Raw genomic sequence first — 14,211 nt, forward strand, 5'->3', positions numbered from 1 at the left:
CTCAAGCGCGTGGCCGGGCCCCGGGGGTACGTACCCCCGGGGCCCGGCCACTGCCGTGCGCCGTGCGTGCTCCTACCAGCGCGAGTGCAGGAGCTTGTTCGGGGAGCCGGTCTTCGGGTCCTGGACCTTTCCGCTCGTGGCGTTGTTCACGAGCGCGGTGCTCACCTGGGCCGGGGTGGCCGTGGGGTGGGCCGCCAGGTAGAGGGCGGCGACGCCCGCCGTGTGCGGGGCGGCCATCGAGGTGCCGGAGATGGTGCTGGTCGCGGTGTCGTTGTCCTTCCACGCCGAGGTGATGGAGACGCCCGGCGCGAAGAGGTCCACGCAGGTGCCGTAGTTGGAGAAGGAGGCCCGCTTGTCGGCCGAGTCCGTGGCGCCGACGGTGATCGCCTCGGGGACGCGGGCGGGGGAGTAGCCGCAGGCCTTCGCCGGGAGGCCGAGGAAGTTGCCGTTGCCGGCGGCGACCGCGTACGAGACGCCCGAGGCGATCGACCGCTTCACGGCGCTGTCGAGGGAGGTGTTCGCGCCGCCGCCGAGGCTCATGTTGGCGACGGCGGGCTTGACCGCGTTGGCCGTCACCCAGTCGACTCCCGCGATGACCCCGGCGGTGCTGCCGGAGCCGGCGCAGTCGAGGACGCGGACGGCGACCAGCTTCACGCCCTTGGCGACGCCGTACTTCGCGCCGCCGACGGTGCCCGCCACATGGGTGCCGTGGCCCTGGCAGTCCTGGCCGTTCTGCCCGCCGCCGACCGTGTCGGTGCCGACGGTGGCCCGCCCGCCGAACTCGCCGTGCGAGGTGCGGATGCCGGTGTCGATGATGTACGCCGTGACGTTCGACGCGGTCGTGTCGTACGTGTACGTCGTCGAGAGCGGCAGATCGCGCTGGTCGACCCGGTCCAGGCCCCAGGTGGCCCCGGTCTGCGTGTCGGCGATCCGTACGGTCGCGTTCTGCTCGACGTACGCGACCCGGGGGTCGGTGGCGAGCTCGGCGGCCCGGGCCATCGACATCGTGGTGGAGAAGCCCTTGAGGGCGGAGCGGTAGACGTGCTGCGGGGTGACGCCGAGGTCGGCGGCGCGGGTCGAGCCGTCCTTGAGGACGACGATCCAGCTGTTCTCGAGGGCGGTGGCGGCCGGGGCGAGCCGCAGATCACCGGGGGAGGGGGCGCTCCGGGCGGTGGGGGAGACGGCGAACTGGAGGCCGGCGGCGAGCGCGAGGACGGGGACGAGCGCCGCGAGGCGGCGGGAGGCGCGGCGGGGGATGTGATTCATGTGGTGGGGCACCTGAACCCTTCGTCGAGCGGGTGTGGTGCCCCACAGGGTGACGTCTTGTCATGAGCCACACAAGGGTGCGTGGCGGCGCGTCCTCCGTTCCCCCACCCTCTCCTCACCCGGACGGCGTGTACTGCGCCCGCTGTACGAGGACCGCCCGGTGTACGACTCCAGGAGGCCGCCGTAATCCCTCTGCGGGCAGCCGTGCTCCACAGCCCACCCGCTTAGGCTCGACACCATGCGACTCCGACTTCCCCGGTGGGCCGCGGTCACCGCCGTCCTCGCCGTCCTCGCGGGTGCCGGCACCCTGACCGCCGTCGCCTCGGACGATCCGCCGCCCGTGCACCGCGCGGACCGGATGCTCGACCTCGACGGGGTACGGCTCGACACCTCGTACTTCACCGGCGACGGCGACGGGCGGCGGCCCGCCGTCCTCCTCGGCCACGGCTTCGGCGGCTCCAAGGACGACGTCCGCGCCCAGGCCGAGCAGCTCGCCCGTGACGGGTACGCCGTCCTCACCTGGTCCGCCCGCGGCTTCGGGGCCTCCACCGGGCAGATCGGCCTCAACGACCCCGACCACGAGGTCAAGGACGCCCGCGGGCTCGTCGACTGGCTGGCCGGCCGGCCCGAGGTGCTCCTCGACAAGCCGGGTGATCCGCGCGTCGGCGTCACCGGCGCGTCCTACGGCGGCGCGATCTCGCTGCTCGCCGCGGGCCACGACCCGCGCGTCGACGCCATCGCCCCCCAGATCACCTACTGGAACCTCGCCGACGCGCTGTTCCCCCAGGGTGTCTTCAAGAAGCTCTGGGCCGGCATCTTCTTCTCCGCGGGGAACCAGGCGGGGGGAGCGGCCGGCGCGACCGCGGCCGGTGGCGCCGCCACCGAGAAGGCCGACGAGAAGGCCGCCGCCTGCGGGCGTTTCACCCCCGAGCTCTGCGCCCTCTACCAGCGCGTCGCCGTCTCCGGGAAGCCCGACGCCGCCGCCCGCGCCCTCCTCGAAGCCCGCAGCCCCTCCGCCGTCGGCTCCAGGATCAAGGTGCCCGCCCTCCTCGTCCAGGGCCAGTCCGACTCGCTCTTCACCCTGGCCCAGTCCGACGCCATGGCCAAGGCCCTCACCGCCAACGGCGCCCCCGTCGCCGTCGACTGGATCTCCGGCGGCCACGACGGCGGCGACCGCGAGACCGAGCGCGTCGAGCGCCGCATCACCACCTGGTTCGACCGCTGGCTGAAGCGCGACACCTCCGCCGACACCGGCCCCGCCTTCCGCGTCAGCCGTACCGGCGGCGTCGACTCCACCGACGGCCGGGCCACCCTGCGCGCCGCGACCGCCGACCGCTACCCGGGCCTCACCGCCGGCACCACGGCCGTCCCCCTCACCGGACGGCCGTGGACCTTCACCAACCCCGCCGGCGCCTCCCCGCCCGCCGTCTCGGCCCTCCCCGGCCTCGGCGGCTCGGTCGCCGGACTCTCCTCCCTCGGCGTCGGGATCTCCCTCGACTTCCCCGGCCAGCACGCCCGGTTCGACGCGAAGCCCCAGGCCGAACCGCTCCGGATCACCGGTACCCCGACCGTCCGCGTCAAGGTCACCTCGACCGCCACCGACGGCTCCGCCGTCCTCTTCGCCAAGGTGTACGACGTCGGGCCCGACGGCCGGCAGCAGGTCCTCCCCTCCCAGCTCGTCACCCCCGTCCGCGTCGAAGGCGCCGCCGCGGGGAAGAGCGTCACGCTCACCCTGCCCGCGATCGACCACGAGGTGGAGGCCGGGCACCGGCTGCGGCTCGTCGTCGCCGCCACCGACCTCGGCTACGCCTCCCCGGTGCTCCCCGCCGACTACACCGTCACCGTCGAGGGCCCGCTCTCCGTCCCGACCGCACCCGGCGTCGACACCCAGGCCGCCGTCCTGCCCTGGTGGGTCTGGGGCCTGCCGCTCCTCGGCCTCGCCGCAGCCGCCGCGCTGCTGTTCTCGGCCCGGCGCCGCACCGCCGCCCCCGCGCCCGACCCCGCACTGACCGCCGTACCGCTCCAGATCACCGGGCTCTCCAAGAAGTACAAGGGCGGCGAGCGGTACAGCGTCCGCGACCTCTCCTTCCGCGTCGAACAGGGCCAGGTCCTCGGCCTCCTCGGACCCAACGGCGCGGGCAAGACCACCACCCTGCGCATGCTGATGGGACTGATCACCCCCGACGAGGGCGAGATCCGGGTCTTCGGCCAGGCCATCCGGCCCGGCGCCCCGGTCCTCTCCCGGGTCGGCGCCTTCGTCGAGGGCGCCGGCTTCCTGCCGCACCTCAACGGCCGGGAGAACCTCGACCTGTACTGGAAGGCCACCGGCCGCCCCGCCGAGGACGCCCACGTCGACGAGGCCCTGCGGATCGCGAACCTGGGCGGCGCCCTCGACCGCGCGGTGCGCACCTACTCGCAGGGCATGCGGCAGCGCCTCGCCCTCGCCCAGGCCATGCTCGGCCTGCCGGACCTGCTGATCCTGGACGAGCCCACCAACGGACTCGACCCGCCGCAGATCCGCGAGATGCGGGAGGTGATGATCCGTTACGCGGCCGAGGGCCGTACCGTCATCGTCTCCAGCCACCTCCTCGCCGAGGTCGAACAGTCCTGCACCCATCTCGTCGTCATGGACCGGGGACAGCTCGTACAGGCGGGCCCCGTCGCCGAGATCACCGGCTCGGGCGACACCCTGCTCGTGACGCTGGCCGGGGACGTCGACGACGTGCTCGTGGAGAAGGTCGGCGCCCTGTCGGGCGTCACCGCGGCGACCCGTGCCGACGGAGGACTCCTCGTCCGCCTCGACGGCCTCGACCCGACCGCCCTCATCGGCGAACTCGTCGCCCTGGACGTGCCGCTGACCGGTGTCGGACCGCACCGGCGCCTCGAAGACGCGTTCCTGACCCTGATCGGAGGCGGAGCCGCATGAGCACCCCCACCACCACCCGCCCGGCCCCGGAACCGGCCCCGGAGCCGGCCCCCGTGGAGTCCGCCCCCGGCTACCGCGCCGGACGCACCCTGCCGCTGCGCGTCGAGGCCCTGCGCCAGTGGAAGCGGCGCCGCACCCTGGTGATGGGCGGGATCCTCGCCGCCCTGCCCTTCGTCCTGGTCGTCGCCTTCGCCATCGGCGGCTCCGACGGCGGTGACCGCGAGGGCAGGATCACCCTGATGGACACGGCGACCGCGTCGGGCGCCAACTTCGCCGCGACCGCCCTCTTCGCCTCGGCCGGCTTCCTCCTCGTCGTCCCCGTGGCGCTCTTCTGCGGGGACACGGTCGCCTCCGAGGCGAGCTGGTCCTCCCTGCGCTACCTCCTCGCCGCGCCCGTCCCCCGGTCCCGGCTCCTCGCCTCCAAACTGGCGGTGGCACTCGGCTTCAGCGCGGCGGCGATCGTCTTCCTGCCGCTGCTCGCCCTCGCCGTCGGCACCGTCGCCTACGGCTGGGGGCCGCTCCAGCTGCCGACCGGCGGCTCCGTGCCCGCCGGTGACGCCGTGCTGCGGCTCGCCGTGGCCGTCGCCTTCGTCTTCGCCTCCCAACTGGTCACCGCCGCGCTCGCCTTCTGGCTCTCCACCCGCACCGACGCCCCGCTCGGCGCGGTGGGCGGCGCCGTCGGCCTGACCATCGTCGGCAACGTCCTGGACGCGGTCACGGCGCTCGGCGACTGGCGCGACTTCCTGCCCACGCACTGGCAGTACGCCTGGATCGACGCGCTCCAGCCCCAACTGGAGTGGAGCGGCATGATCAAGGGCACGGCGCTCTCCGTGACCTTCGCCCTGATCCTCTTCGCGCTCGCCTTCCGCGGCTTCGCCCGCAAGGACATCGTGTCGTAGCGGTCCTACGGTCTTCTCACAGCCACCCCCTCCGAGCCGCTTCCGCGCCCGCGCGGAAGCGGCTCGTCGTGCCGAGGGCCGCCATCAGCTCGCCCACCCGGCGGCTGTACGTCCGGGCGGACATGCCGAGCCGGGCCGCCGCAGTCTCGTCCGTGAGCCCCGCGAGGAGGGCGTCCAGCACCGGGCGCAGCTGCGACGGCAGATCGCACGGCGGCGCGGAGGGCGGCGGCGCGTACGACACCTCCTCCGCCGCCACCCAGCAGGCGTGATGGGCCCGCGCGAGGGCCTGCACCACCACCGGGTCGCGGATGAGCAGCAGCCCGTTGTAGAGCAGTTCCAGATCGAGCGGGACCGCGGCCACCATGCGGTCGACGACGATCATCTTGAAGGGGATGGCCTCCGCCAGCCGGGCCCGGCCGGGAAGCGCCGGACCGTCCTCGAGCCGGGACAGCGCGTGCCGCGGCACGATCCGTCTGACCTCGCCGGCCCGCTCCGCCGCCGCCCGCATGCACGCCCCCGCCAGTTCGAGGAACGGCCCCGGGATCGCGCAGCCCGCGGAGGCGACCGGGTCGTCGAAGGTCAACAGCTCGTACCGGGTGGAGGCGGCGAGCCCGGCGAGCGCCGCGCTGATGCGCCGCGCGCCCCGGACCGGGCGCCCCGCGGGCCGCTGTCCCTCGGCCGCGGCCCGGTTCATCGCCGAACGGGCGAGCATCACGGAGCCCGCGCTCTCTGCCACCGCTGACCACCCCCGCCCGATCGATGTCCACTCCATGTACGCATGCGACTGCACACGGTGACAACCCCTGTTGAGAAGTCTGGCGAATCCATGCCACCGGGCTCCGTCCCGTCCGCCGTTGCCGCATCGAGATCCATCCGCAACTCCTTCGACTGCTCCCCACGGGCCTCTCGTTCGTCACAGTCACAAGTGCCTTACCAAGAGGGGGAGATGACATGCATGGATACGAACGGCGGGCGGCCCGGCGCCGCCGGGCCCGGTTCTCGGCGACGATCGCGGGGCTGCTCGCGGCCGGACTCGCCGTCGGCGGCTGCGGGGCGGGCGGCGGCGGAAGCACCGCCGACCGGGCGTCCCACGAGAAGGGCGGGACCGCCCCCGCGGTTCCCGACGGCGGCGGAAGCGCCCGCCCCGACGGCTCCTACGGGGACGGGACGGACGGCAGGGAGGGCGAGAGGCGTTCGCCGGCGCCCGCCGCCGACTACCTGTCCACCTTCGCCCTGGACGTGGACACCGCCTCGTACGGCTACGCCCGCCGGACGCTCGCCGAGGGACGGCTGCCCGATCCGGCGACCGTGCGCCCCGAGGAGTTCGTCAACAGCTTCCGACCCGATTACCCGCGCCCGGCGGACGACGGGTTCAGCGTGACGCTCGACGGCGCCCGCGCCGGGGGCGACGGCTGGTCCCTCGTCCGGGTCGGGCTCGCCACCCGGGGCGCGGACCGGGCCGCCGAACGGCCGCCCGCCGCCCTCACCTTCGTCGTCGACATCTCCGGCTCGATGGACGAGCCAGGGCGGCTCGACCTCGTCAAGGAGTCCCTCGGCCTGCTCGCGGACCAGCTCCGCGACGACGACTCGGTCGCCCTCGTCACCTTCAGCGACGAGGCCGAGACCCGGCTGCCGATGACCCGGGTGGGGGAGGCCCGCGGCCGGATCCGCGAGGTCGTGGACTCGCTCGCGACGACCTCGTCGACCAATGTCGAGGCGGGCGTCCGCACCGGTTACGACGTGGCCGTCAACGGCCACCGGAAGGGCGCCACCAACCGGGTCGTGCTGCTCTCCGACGCGCTCGCCAACACCGGTGCCACCGAGGCCGCGACGATCCTCGAACGCATCGAGGAGGAGCGCAGGGCGTACGGGATCACCCTCTTCGGCGTCGGTGTCGGCAGCGAGTACGGCGACACGTTCATGGAGCAGCTCGCCGACCGGGGCGACGGCCAGACGACGTACGTCTCCACCTCCGCGCAGGCCCGCAAGGTCTTCGTCGACCAACTGCCCGCCCATGTCGAGCTGCGCGCCCGCGACGCCAAGGCGCAGGTCGCCTTCGACCGCCGGACCGTGGAGAAGTTCCGGTTGATCGGGTACGAGAACCGGGAGGTCGCCGACGACGACTTCAGGAACGACCGGGTCGACGGCGGCGAGGTCGGGGCGGGCCACACCGTCACCGCCCTGTACGCGGTCAGGACCAGGCCCGGCGCGACCGGCCCGGTCGCCACCGCCACCGTCCGCTGGCTCGACCCCGCCACCCGGGCGCCGCGCGAGCGGTCCGGCACCGTCGGCACCGGCGGGCTCGCCGCCGACATCTGGGGCGGCGGGCACGACAGTCTCCAGCTGACCGCGGTCACCGCCTACTTCGCGGACGCCCTGCGGGGCGGCGGGCTGCCCGGGGCCCCGGGGCTTCCGGCGCTCGCGGAGCGCGCCGACGCGATCGCCGGCCGGTCGGGTTCGGCGGTGGTCAGGGAGCTGGCCGAGGCCGTGCGGCAGGCGGAGGGGCTGCTCGCTCCGCGCGGCGAGCAGCCGGGTGAAGGGCCTTCGCGTGAAGGAGAGTTGAGGTCGGGCGACCCGTACAGCTGACGCGCACGGCGGGCAGCGGGACAGAATGGCCCCATGGCCTCCCTGCTGCTCGCCCTCGCCGTCGCATGCACCGGTCTCTACGCCGGTTTCATGCTGATCTTCCAGACCGGGATCATGCCCGCCCTCGCCCGCCTGACGGACGCCGAGTTCGTCACGGCGATGCGCCGGATCAACGAGTCCGTGCCGAGGGGCGTGTTCCTGACCGTCTTCCTCGGGGTGCTCGCCTTCCCCACCGCCGCGTACTTCGTCCCCGTCGACGGGCGTACGGACACCCAGAAGTGGCTGGTCCTGGCGGGGCTCGTGTGCGCGGCCCTCAACCACGCGGTCACCGTCGGCGGCAACATCCCGCTCAACACCGCGCTCGCCGCACCCGAGGCCCCGGGCGACGACCCGGCGAAGGTCCGCGGGGCCTTCGAGAAGCGCTGGAACGGTTTCCACCGCGTCCGTACGGCCCTGATCACCGTCGCGTTCGGCCTGCTGACGGCCGCGGCCGTGCTCTAGGGCCTCTCCAGCCCCCTGCCCCGACGCGCCAGATCCCCGAACCGTACCGAGCGGCCGGATTCTGGCGTGAACTCGCGCGTGTCGGCGCTTCCCGCATCCGCAAGGACCCTGCGAAAGCGTACCCCCGAGTCCGGAAACAGTCTTCCGAGGTGCGGTCGCCTCCGTCAGTGATGAAATCTTGACACCTCAATACCACCATAAAGAGGGTGAATCACCCCGATATCCCGGGTTGAGATTCCGTACCCTCCGGTTTCTTATTGACATGCCTACGGGGGTCTTTTCTAATCAACGAGAAGTCATCCCGCGCGCAGACACCGCACAGGCACTGAGGGGGCAAGGTGGACGTCCGGATCCTGGGGGGACTGTCGGTACGTGAGCACGGGGTGTCGATCACCCCGACGGCTGCCGCGCCCCGGCAGCTCCTCGCCCTGCTCACGGCCAGCGCCGACCAGGTCGTTCCGGTCACGGTGCTGACCGAGGAGCTGTGGCCGTCCGGCGCGCCCCGCGGCGCCCGTACCGAACTCCAGTCCCACATAGCCGAGTTGCGCACCCTCATCGCGGGCGCGCTGCTGCGCGGCGCCGAGCCGGCCGAACCCGGTCCCGGCTGGTCGGAGCGCCGCACCGCCGACGCGATCCTCGTCTCCCAGCCCGGCGGCTACCGCCTCGACACCGGCGGCGGCGTCCACGACGTCTGGCAGTTCGAGCGCGCGGCCGGCGCCGGCTACCGCGCCATGGAGGCCGGCGACCTCCCGCGCGCCGCGCTCCGCCTCGGCGAGGCGCTGGCCCTGTGGCGCGGCGAACCCTACGCGGGCGTCGCCGCGGGGCCCCGCCTCCGCAGGGAGATCGAGCGCCTCGAAGCCTCCCGGCTGAGCGTCCTCGACCAGTGGGTGGAAGCGCAGCTCGGCCTCGGCCGGCACGCCGAGCTGCTCTCCGAACTCCCCGGGCTCGTCGCCCGCTACCGCACCAACGAGCCCCTCCACGCCCACTACATGGCCGCCCTGCTGCGCTGCGGACAGCACGACGAGGCCCTCACCGTGTACGAGCGGCTGCGCGTGGCCCTCAAGGGGGAGAGCGGCATGGAGCCCTCGGCCCGGCTCCGCCGCCTCCAGAGCTCGGTCCTCACCATGCGGAACTCCGCGGTCCGCCCTGTGTACGCTCCCCGTGTCCCCGCCCAGTTCAGCCCGGCACGCGCCCTCGTCCCGGCGGGCTCCGTCGGCTGACCACCCGACGGGACGCACGGGACGCACGGGACTCAGGGGTTGCGGGGGGCACAGGGTCTCCGGGGCGCTTGCCGCCGGGAACGAAGTGCGGCAGCTCACCGTTGACGACTCCCGGAGCCGAAACAGTTTCGGCGACCAGTACGGGTTTCCGCCCAGGTGCCCGTTTTCGCTCGACCACGGGGGACGGGACCATGACCTTGCACGGCGCCGACGGAGCCGGTGGTGCCGACGCGCTGCTCACGGTCCTCGAACTGCTCGCCGGGCAGGCCCCGCCCGCCCGCTTCGACGCCCTCCTCGACGAGGCCCGCCTCTCCGGACTCGCCGGCGAGGAACTCCACCGCGTCGAACGCGCCGTCGAACTGGCCCGCGAGGTCGACCGGGGACGCGCGGACGAGACGCGCCGCGAGGCCGGACTCGCCGCGCTCACCGACACCGCACGCGACCTGACCTCCTCCTACGACCTCGACAGCCTGCTGCGCGTCATCACCCGCCGCGCCCGCCGGCTGCTCGACCTCGACCTGGCGTACGTGACCCTCCGCGGCCCGCAGGGAGCCTGCTACGTCCACACGACGGAGGGCTCCCGCGGCGGCCGCGGCGAGGGGCCGCGGCTCGCCCCCGGCCTGCGGATCGCCGAGGGGTACGGGCTCGGCGGCGCCGTCCAGCTCCACGGCGAACCCGTCTGGACCGCCGACTACCTCGCCGACGAACGCTTCGCCCCCTCCGGCTCCCTCGACGCCGGCGTCCACGCCCCGGCCTTCGACGAAGCCGCCGAGGCGGCCCTGCGCGCCGAGGACCTGCACGCGATCATGACCGCGCCGCTGCGCAGCGGGGACACCGTGATCGGCGCCCTCCACGGCGCCGACCGCCGGGTCCGCCACCACACCTCCGAGGAGATCGGGCTCCTCGCCGCGCTCGCCGACCTCGCCGCCCTGGCCGTCGAGAAGACCGGACTCCTCGACCGGACCCGGGCCGAGGTGACCGAACTGGAACGGGACAGCTCCCGCGTCCGTACGAGCCTCACCCGCATGCGGCACGTCAGCGAGGCCCACGGCCGCATCATGAACCTCGTCCTCGCGGGCGGCGACCTGTGCAACGTCGCCAAGGCCGCCGCCGACGCCCTCGACGCGACCGTGATGATCCGCGACCAGGGCGGCCGCTGCCTCGCCACCGCCGGCGACATCCCCGGCCTCGACGAGGAGGCCGTCGCCAAGGCCTCCCTCGACGCGCACGCCCGCCGCCGCCCGGTCCTCGCCGCCGACGACACCTGGGTCGCGCCCGTCATCGCCGGATCCGAGGACCTCGGCGGACTCGTCATCCGCGCCGCGGGCGGCCTCACCGGCGAGGACGAGCGGCTCCTCGAACTCGCCGCCCAGTCCGTCGCCTTCCTCCTCCTCATGCGGCGCTCCACCGCCGTCGCCGAAGGGCCCGTCCGCGACGAGCTGCTCGACGACCTCATCGCCGACCCGCCGCACGCGCCGCAGCAGATCGCCCAGCGGGCCCGTCGGCTCGGCGTCGACCTGCGCAAACCGCACGTCCTGGTGCTCGCGCGGCCCGAGGGCGGCGAACAGGGCAGGGCCGTCGTCTGGGCGTCCTCGTACGCGTACCGCCTCTCGGGTCTGAAGACCGTGCAGGGCGGCTGCATCGTGCTGCTGCTCCCGGGCATCGACGCCTCCGCCGCCGCCAAGGCCGTCGCCGCGGAACTCTCCCCGCTGCTCGGGCACCCCGTCTCGGTCGCCGCCGCGGGACCCGGCTGGAGCCCGGACGGTGTCGCCCGCATGCACCAGGAGGCCGGCCGCTGCCTCGACGCGATGAGCGCGCTCGGCGGCACCGGCTCGGCGGCCTCCGTGCAGGACCTGGGGTTCCTCGGGCTGCTGCTCTCCGACGACAACGACGTCGAGGGCTTCGTCGAGGCGGCGATCGGGCCCGTACTCGACTACGACGCCGAACGGTTCACCGATCTCACCCACACCCTGGAGGCGTACTTCGCCTCCGGCGGCAGCCCGACGAACGCGGCCGAGGCGCTGCACGTCCACCCCAACACGGTCTCCCGCCGCCTGGAGCGGATCGGGGAACTCCTCGGCCCCGAGTGGCAGAAACCGGGCCAGGTCCTCGAGGTCCAGCTGGCCCTGCGGCTCCAGCGCACCCGGGAGGTCCTGGCCAGGGGCCGCGCCACGACGGACCCGGCCCGCCAGCCGGGCCCGCCGGAGCGCGGCAACTGATGGACCGGCAGGCGTGTATACGCGCGTTGCGCGTGCCCCCGGCCGCCGGCTCGCCGCCCGTCAGCTCGCCGTGCGTCCCGAGCCGTAGCGGGAGTCGTACGCCGCCTCCCAGTCGGTGGCGGCCATGACCGTCGCCGCGTGGGCCGCCGACGCCAGCGTGATGTGGCGGTGCCAGCCGCGGAACGAGCGGCCCACGAAGTCCCGCAGCCCCGCCCCCTCCCCGACCTCCGCGAAGTCCCGCTCCACCCGGCGCGCCAGCTTCGTCAGCCGCAGCAGGGAACCGACCGGAGACCCGGTCAGATCGCTGATCCACACCCGGGCCGGGGCCCGCCGGGGATCGTCCCACTCGCCGAGCAGCACGAGCGGCCGCATCCGCTCCCCGCCCGGAGTGGGCAGCGCCACCCGGACGGCCGTGGCCAGCGACGTACGCGAGGTCCGCGCGCCGGCCACGGTGTCCACCCAGCTCACCGGCCTGCGCAGCCCCTTGAGCGACTCCAGGATCTGTACGGCGGTCAGCGGGCCCGCCCCGAAACCGGGCAACGACCGGTCGGCGATCGCAAGCCGGGACCCCGGACCGATCCGGGCCACCACCGGCACCCCCGCCCCGGCGAGCCGGGTGAGGGCCGCCCGCCCCGCGCCGCCCCGGATGTCGAGCAGCACCGGCTTGCGGGTGACGTCGGGCCAGCGGGCGGTGTCGAGCGCCGCCGCGACCGCGCACTCCTCCAGGGTCTCCTCGCCGGCCTCCTGGGGAACCTCCGCGCGGTCGCGCCGCGTGCGGTCGTTGACCCAGGGATCCGGCAGGAACAGACGCCAGTTCACCGGGACGCTCAGCTCGTCGCTGGCGAACCACACCCCGAAGGCCTGCTGGCCGTGGAAGACCTGACCGCGCTCCGGGTCGAAACGCCGGTCCACGCCCACCGAATGCTCGCCGGCCTTCGGGATCGGCATGGGACGCACCACCCAGGCCTGCGGGCAGCTGTTCCGCTCCAGGAACCGGGCGAGCGCGGCCCGCATGGGCTGCCAGTCCCAGGTCGAGCTGGACACGAAGTGGTGCAGGCTCTGCTCGGCCGCGGGACCGCCTATCTGCGCGGCGATGTTGCGGATGGACTTGCGGCCCTGCGCGGTCAGCAGGCCGTGCAGATACTGCTCGGCCTTCAGACGCTGGTCGCGGCGCGGGAAGCCGGAGAACAGCGCGCCGCACAGCTCGGCGTAGACGTCCTCGCGCGAGCCGGCCGCGCCGACGGACCTGACGACGCCCAGGGGAAGAACGGCCGGCGGAACAGCCCCGGCGACGGCCCTGCGCTTGATTGCGACGGATGTACTCACGACACTCCTGCCCGAAGGTTGCGCAGCTCCCTCCCGCTGCCCCACCACCGTCGCCCGTCCCCGCCCTCCGGGACGAGGTGTACCCGGCACCCGAATCGGCCGCCGGATGGTGGCCGGACCACCTCCCCCCGTGTCGTCGCAGGTCGGAGGCGTCTTCGGCGCGGCAGGGCGGACCCGCCGAAGCCGTCCCGAGGGCGCCGCCGGGGGATCTGACAGACTCACCGGCCCCGCTTTGACCCGTCGCAGGGCGTGGCCGGACCATCGCAGAGCGAGGCTGCACGGGCCGGTCCCCGGTTAATGCCCCAGGCCGGTGACCGCGCCTGTGCGCCTCGCCTCGAACGGGCCCGCGCGCCTTGCCCCGGCCCGCCCCGTACGGCCCCGTCGTGAACGGACGCGCGTGTCCGTCCTCGTACCCTTGACGCATGGGGCTGCGCGCGGAACTGCCGGTCGTCGCGGCGGTGGCCGCCGGCGGCGCCCTCGGCGCGACCGCCCGCCACGGCGCGGCGCTGCTCTGGCCGACCCCCGAAGGCGCCTTCCCCTGGACGACGTTCACGGTGAACGTGAGCGGCTGCGCGCTGCTCGGACTCCTCGTGGTCCTCATGACGGAGCCTCCCGCCGCCCCGCATCCGCTCCTGCGCCCCTTCCTCGGCACCGGATTCTGCGGCGGGTTCACCACGTTCTCGACGTACAGCCTCGAAACCGAGCGGCTGCTGAGCGCGGGCGACCCGACGCGCGGCCTGCTCTACCTGGGCGCGACCGTGGTGACCGCGCTCGCCGCCGTCCAGGCCGGGATCACCGTCACCAGGGCCGTACGCGGGCGGGTGGCGCGCGCGTGAACTGGATGCTCGTCGTCGCGGGAGCCGCCGTCGGCGCGCCCCTGCGCCATCTCACGGACCGTGCCCTGAGGGCCCGGTTCGGCCACGGCTTCCCCTGGGGCACGTTCACGGTGAACGTCGTCGGTTCGTTCGCGCTCGGCCTGCTGGCCGGGGTCGCCTCCGCGCATGCGTTCCTGCTGCTCGGCACGGGCCTGTGCGGAGCGCTGACCACGTACTCGACCTTCTCGTACGAGACACATGTGCTGTACGGGAACGGGGCGAAGGGGTACGCGGTGCTGAACGTGGCCGGGAGCCTGGCCGCCGGGCTCGGAGCCGTATGGCTGGGAGTCCGGGCGGCCGGGCTGTAGGAAGCTCGGGGTCCTCGGGGTCCTCGGGGTCCGCGTAGGGGAAGCGTCAAGACGGGCATTCGGCGCGTTAGGGGCACGTCAACGA

General features: G+C 74.1%; 11 protein-coding genes. 8 read left to right on the forward strand and 3 right to left on the reverse strand.

From position 1 onward, the window contains the following. Positions 1 to 72: 72 nt before the first annotated feature. Complete coding sequence (locus ABT034_RS00815; RefSeq protein WP_351209797.1) at positions 73 to 1,266, reverse strand: S8 family peptidase; 1,194 nt, start codon at positions 1,264 to 1,266, stop codon at positions 73 to 75. Positions 1,267 to 1,504: 238 nt separating this feature from the next. On the opposite strand from ABT034_RS00815, the gene ABT034_RS00820 reads away from it, so the two are divergent. Both ABT034_RS00820 and ABT034_RS00825 read left to right on the forward strand, forming a co-directional pair. Continuing rightward, positions 1,505 to 4,192, forward strand: a complete 2,688-nt coding sequence (locus ABT034_RS00820) for a CocE/NonD family hydrolase (protein ID WP_351209799.1) — start codon at positions 1,505 to 1,507, stop codon at positions 4,190 to 4,192. Then, positions 4,189 to 5,091 carry an ABC transporter permease gene (locus ABT034_RS00825; protein WP_351209801.1) on the forward strand — a complete coding sequence of 301 codons (903 nt, stop codon included), beginning with the start codon at positions 4,189 to 4,191 and terminating at the stop codon, positions 5,089 to 5,091. The genes ABT034_RS00820 and ABT034_RS00825 overlap by 4 nt, the downstream gene beginning before the upstream one ends. A gap of 16 nt (positions 5,092 to 5,107) precedes the next feature. Here the strand turns inward: ABT034_RS00825 and ABT034_RS00830 are convergent, their stop codons facing one another. Next, positions 5,108 to 5,827: a DNA-binding response regulator gene (locus ABT034_RS00830; protein WP_351209803.1), complete on the reverse strand. Its 720-nt coding sequence runs from the start codon at positions 5,825 to 5,827 to the stop codon at positions 5,108 to 5,110. Positions 5,828 to 6,042: 215 nt separating this feature from the next. Here ABT034_RS00830 and ABT034_RS00835 point away from each other — a divergent pair, with 215 nt between their 5' ends. The 4 genes from ABT034_RS00835 (at position 6,043) to ABT034_RS00850 (ending at position 11,617) form a co-directional block, all read left to right on the forward strand. Next, the gene (locus tag ABT034_RS00835) at positions 6,043 to 7,677 is read left to right on the forward strand and encodes a vWA domain-containing protein (RefSeq protein WP_351209805.1); all 1,635 of its coding nucleotides are present in this window, start codon (positions 6,043 to 6,045) and stop codon (positions 7,675 to 7,677) included. A 33-nt stretch (positions 7,678 to 7,710) separates the two neighbouring features. Further along, positions 7,711 to 8,178, forward strand: coding sequence for an anthrone oxygenase family protein (locus ABT034_RS00840; RefSeq protein WP_351209807.1), 468 nt, complete (start codon positions 7,711 to 7,713; stop codon positions 8,176 to 8,178). 338 nt (positions 8,179 to 8,516) lie between these two features. After that, the gene (locus tag ABT034_RS00845; protein ID WP_351209809.1) at positions 8,517 to 9,398 is read left to right on the forward strand and encodes an AfsR/SARP family transcriptional regulator; all 882 of its coding nucleotides are present in this window, start codon (positions 8,517 to 8,519) and stop codon (positions 9,396 to 9,398) included. Positions 9,399 to 9,589: 191 nt separating this feature from the next. After that, positions 9,590 to 11,617, forward strand: coding sequence for a helix-turn-helix domain-containing protein (locus tag ABT034_RS00850; RefSeq protein ID WP_351209811.1), 2,028 nt, complete (start codon positions 9,590 to 9,592; stop codon positions 11,615 to 11,617). 60 nt (positions 11,618 to 11,677) lie between these two features. Here ABT034_RS00850 and ABT034_RS00855 read toward each other — a convergent pair whose 3' ends face one another. Beyond that, on the reverse strand, positions 11,678 to 12,943 hold the full coding sequence (locus ABT034_RS00855; RefSeq protein ID WP_351209813.1) for an IS701 family transposase: 1,266 nt from the start codon (positions 12,941 to 12,943) through the stop codon (positions 11,678 to 11,680). Between the two features lie 422 nt (positions 12,944 to 13,365). On the opposite strand from ABT034_RS00855, the gene crcB (ABT034_RS00860) reads away from it, so the two are divergent. Next, positions 13,366 to 13,779: a fluoride efflux transporter CrcB gene (gene crcB, locus ABT034_RS00860; protein ID WP_351209815.1), complete on the forward strand. Its 414-nt coding sequence runs from the start codon at positions 13,366 to 13,368 to the stop codon at positions 13,777 to 13,779. Beyond that, positions 13,776 to 14,126, forward strand: a complete 351-nt coding sequence (crcB, locus tag ABT034_RS00865; protein WP_351209817.1) for a fluoride efflux transporter CrcB — start codon at positions 13,776 to 13,778, stop codon at positions 14,124 to 14,126. Before crcB (ABT034_RS00860) ends, crcB (ABT034_RS00865) begins: the two co-directional genes overlap by 4 nt. Positions 14,127 to 14,211: the final 85 nt, after the last annotated feature.

Source organism: Streptomyces sp. NPDC002773 (assembly GCF_040295605.1).
Lineage (GTDB): Bacteria > Actinomycetota > Actinomycetes > Streptomycetales > Streptomycetaceae > Streptomyces.

Excerpts from the sequence above, each read along its gene's own strand:
- ABT034_RS00815 (WP_351209797.1), bottom strand. The coding sequence starts at position 1,266 with ATGAATCACATCCCCCGCCGCGCCTCCCGCCGCCTCGCGGCGCTCGTC.
- ABT034_RS00820 (WP_351209799.1), top strand. The coding sequence starts at position 1,505 with ATGCGACTCCGACTTCCCCGGTGGGCCGCGGTCACCGCCGTCCTCGCC.
- ABT034_RS00825 (WP_351209801.1), top strand. The coding sequence starts at position 4,189 with ATGAGCACCCCCACCACCACCCGCCCGGCCCCGGAACCGGCCCCGGAG.
- ABT034_RS00835 (WP_351209805.1), top strand. The coding sequence starts at position 6,043 with ATGCATGGATACGAACGGCGGGCGGCCCGGCGCCGCCGGGCCCGGTTC.
- ABT034_RS00840 (WP_351209807.1), top strand. The coding sequence starts at position 7,711 with ATGGCCTCCCTGCTGCTCGCCCTCGCCGTCGCATGCACCGGTCTCTAC.
- ABT034_RS00850 (WP_351209811.1), top strand. The coding sequence starts at position 9,590 with ATGACCTTGCACGGCGCCGACGGAGCCGGTGGTGCCGACGCGCTGCTC.
- crcB (WP_351209815.1), top strand. The coding sequence starts at position 13,366 with ATGGGGCTGCGCGCGGAACTGCCGGTCGTCGCGGCGGTGGCCGCCGGC.